This is a genomic window from Geobacillus sp. ZGt-1 (assembly GCF_001026865.1).
GTDB classification, from domain to species: domain Bacteria; phylum Bacillota; class Bacilli; order Bacillales; family Anoxybacillaceae; genus Geobacillus; species Geobacillus thermoleovorans.
In genome coordinates, this window is sequence record NZ_LDPD01000012.1 from 111,145 (window position 1) to 114,284 (window position 3,140).

Below are 3,140 nucleotides of genomic sequence, written 5' to 3' on the forward strand. Positions count from 1 at the left end.
CGGCCTCGGAAGCCGCGAAGTCCGAAACGATTGCTTCGCCGATGTCAGGAGAGGTCGTTCCGCTCGCTGAAGTGCCTGATCAAGTGTTTTCGCAAAAAATGATGGGCGACGGCTTCGCGGTCATGCCGACGGACGGCACGGTCGTCTCTCCGGTTGATGGCAAAATCATCAACGTATTTCCGACGAAGCACGCCATTGGCATTCAGTCGGCCGGCGGGCATGAAATTTTAATCCACGTCGGCATCGACACAGTGAAGCTGAACGGCCAAGGGTTTGAAGCGCTTGTCAAGGAAGGCGACGAAGTGAAAAAAGGGCAGCCGATTTTGCGCGTCGACCTTGATTATGTAAAACAGAACGCGCCATCGATTGTCACGCCGGTGATTTTCACGAATCTCAAAGCCGGCGAAACGGTTCATGTCAACAAGCAAGGCCCGGTTGCTCGAGGAGAAGACGCTGTTGTTACGCTCAGCTAAACTGCTTATTCGCGGCGGGGCGGGGCCAAGCATTTTCCGTTGCCTCCCCGCCCCTGCATTTGATATGATGGCAAAGAAAAAATTGAAGAAAAGGGGAATGATGGACATGGCAGAAAAAACGTTTAAAGTCGTTTCTGATTCCGGCATCCACGCTCGTCCGGCGACGATTTTGGTGCAAACAGCGAGCAAATTCAACAGCGAAATCCAGCTTGAGCACAACGGCAAAACGGTGAACTTGAAATCGATCATGGGCGTCATGTCGTTAGGAATTCCGAAAGGGGCGACGATCAAAATCACGGCAGAAGGGGCCGATGCGGCAGAAGCAATGGCGGCGTTAACCGATACGTTGGCAAAGGAAGGCCTTGCGGAATAATGGAAAAGACGATTCATGGCATCGCCGCTTCAAGCGGCATCGCCATCGCCAAGGCATACCGCTTGGAGACGCCTCATTTGGCGGCCGAAAAACGGACGGTCGCCGACGTCGAGGCGGAAATTGCGCGGCTTGAGGCGGCGGTCGCGAAAGCGAAAGAAGAGCTGGAAGCCATCAAACAGCATGCCTTGGAAAAGCTTGGCGAAGACAAAGCCGCCATTTTTGCCGCCCACTTGCTTGTGCTTGACGACCCAGAATTGCTGAACCCGATTAAGGAAAAAATCAAAACAGAACAAGTGAATGCGGAATATGCGCTCCATGAAACGACATCGTTTTTCATTTCCATGTTTGAAGGCATGGACAATGAGTATATGAAAGAGCGGGCCGCCGATATCCGCGATGTGACGAAGCGCGTCCTCGCCCATTTGCTTGGTGTGACGATCTCCAATCCGAGCCTCATTTCCGAAGAGGTCGTCATTATCGCTGAGGATTTGACGCCATCCGATACGGCGCAGCTGAACCGCCAATATGTGAAAGGATTTGCCACCGACATCGGCGGGCGAACGTCGCATTCGGCCATTATGGCCCGCTCGCTCGAAATCCCGGCTGTCGTCGGCACGAAGGCAATTACGGCGGAAGTGCAAAACGGAGACATTGTCATCGTCGATGGACTTGACGGTCAAGTCGTCGTCAATCCGTCCCCGGAGCTGCTTGCGCGTTATGAAGAGAAGCGGGCTCGCTATGAGGAGCAAAAAGCGGAATGGGCGAAGCTTGTCGATCAACCGACGGTTACCGCTGATGGCGTGCACGTTGAGCTGGCGGCCAATATCGGCACGCCGGACGATGTGAAAGGAGCGTTAGCCAACGGGGCGGAAGGGATCGGGTTGTATCGCACGGAATTTTTATACATGGGACGATCAGAGCTGCCTACGGAAGACGAACAGTTTGCGGCCTACAAAACGGTGCTTGAAAAGATGGATGGCAAGCCGGTCGTTGTGCGTACGCTTGACATTGGCGGCGACAAAGAGCTCCCGTATTTACACTTGCCAAAAGAGATGAACCCGTTTTTAGGGTTTCGAGCCATTCGCCTTTGCCTGGAAATGCAAGACATGTTCCGCACGCAGCTGCGCGCCTTGCTGCGGGCGAGCGTGCACGGCAATTTGAAAATCATGTTCCCGATGATTGCGACGCTCGATGAATTCCGCCAAGCGAAAGCGATTTTACTCGAAGAAAAAGAAGCGCTCCTCCGCCAAGGGGTTCCAGTTGCGAATGGAATTGAAGTCGGCATGATGGTCGAGATTCCGGCGGCTGCCGTCATGGCGGACCAGTTTGCGAAAGAAGTCGATTTCTTCAGCATCGGAACGAACGACCTGATCCAATATACGATGGCGGCCGACCGGATGAATGAGAGGGTGTCGTATCTATATCAACCGTACAACCCGGCCATTTTGCGGCTCATCAGCTATGTCATTGACGCCGCTCACCGCGAAGGGAAATGGGTTGGGATGTGCGGGGAAATGGCCGGCGACCCGATCGCCATTCCGATTTTGCTTGCCCTTGGCCTTGATGAGTTCAGCATGAGCGCCACCTCGATTTTGCCGGCGCGCGCCCAGCTGAAGCGGCTGTCAAAAGAGGATGCGGTCCGCGTGAAAGAGACAGTGCTGTCGCTTGGTACGGCTGAGGAAGTCGTGTCGTTTGTCAAACGAACGTTCCATATGGCTTGATCATAGCGAAAGGTGCAGCGGCATGAATCGGCCGCTGCGCCTTTTTTTGCCTTTAAAGGCAAGACATATGTTTCCGCGCTCTGTTCAAGCCAACAGCGGTGTCGATGATTCATAGCCATACCGCTGCCGGATCGTAAGTGAAAGGCCTAAAGCGATGACTTTCGCCATTTGGTAAACAATGTGCAAATTCGTGTACGGAAGTGCGCTCATATCGGCGGTATCTTCCATCACGACGCCCATCATGCTGATGTCGCCAATCGATGGCAGCGATTTGCCAAGCGCAGTGCCAGGGGAAAGGGCGCCAGGGCGGATGGCGATCGTATGGACAAACGGCTGCGGCCCGACAATGCTGTCGATCGCCACTACATATGCTCCGTGTTCGTTTTGCAATTGCTCGGAAACGCGTCGGATGTTTGTCGCATCGACAGGTTGCCTGAGTGTGCCGATTACGGTTAGATGATCCGGATAGGCGTTTTCAAGCAGCGTGCCGACGAACGGCCCTAGGCTGTCGCCGTTGATACGGTTGCTGCCGATGCAAACGACGGTCAAACGGGAAATGTGCGCTGGCAGCAG

4 protein-coding genes are annotated in these 3,140 nt (G+C 54.3%); 3 read left to right on the forward strand and 1 reads right to left on the reverse strand.

The window, feature by feature from the left end:
* The 3 genes from VU18_RS04245 to ptsP form a co-directional block, all read left to right on the forward strand.
* The coding region (locus VU18_RS04245) for a PTS glucose transporter subunit IIA (RefSeq protein ID WP_047757698.1) at window positions 1-473 on the forward strand (473 nt) is incomplete at its 5' end.
* A gap of 106 nt (window positions 474-579) precedes the next feature.
* The gene (locus tag VU18_RS04250; RefSeq protein ID WP_033012410.1) at window positions 580-846 is read left to right on the forward strand and encodes a phosphocarrier protein HPr; all 267 of its coding nucleotides are present in this window, start codon (window positions 580-582) and stop codon (window positions 844-846) included.
* Window positions 846-2,567 (forward strand): phosphoenolpyruvate--protein phosphotransferase, encoded by a 1,722-nt coding sequence (ptsP, locus tag VU18_RS04255; RefSeq protein WP_047757699.1) that lies wholly within the window; start codon window positions 846-848, stop codon window positions 2,565-2,567. The genes VU18_RS04250 and ptsP overlap by 1 nt, the downstream gene beginning before the upstream one ends.
* Before the next feature lie 84 nt (window positions 2,568-2,651).
* Here the strand turns inward: ptsP and yyaC are convergent.
* Window positions 2,652-3,140: spore protease YyaC (yyaC, locus tag VU18_RS04260; RefSeq protein WP_047757700.1), on the reverse strand; the 489-nt coding region annotated here is incomplete at its 5' end.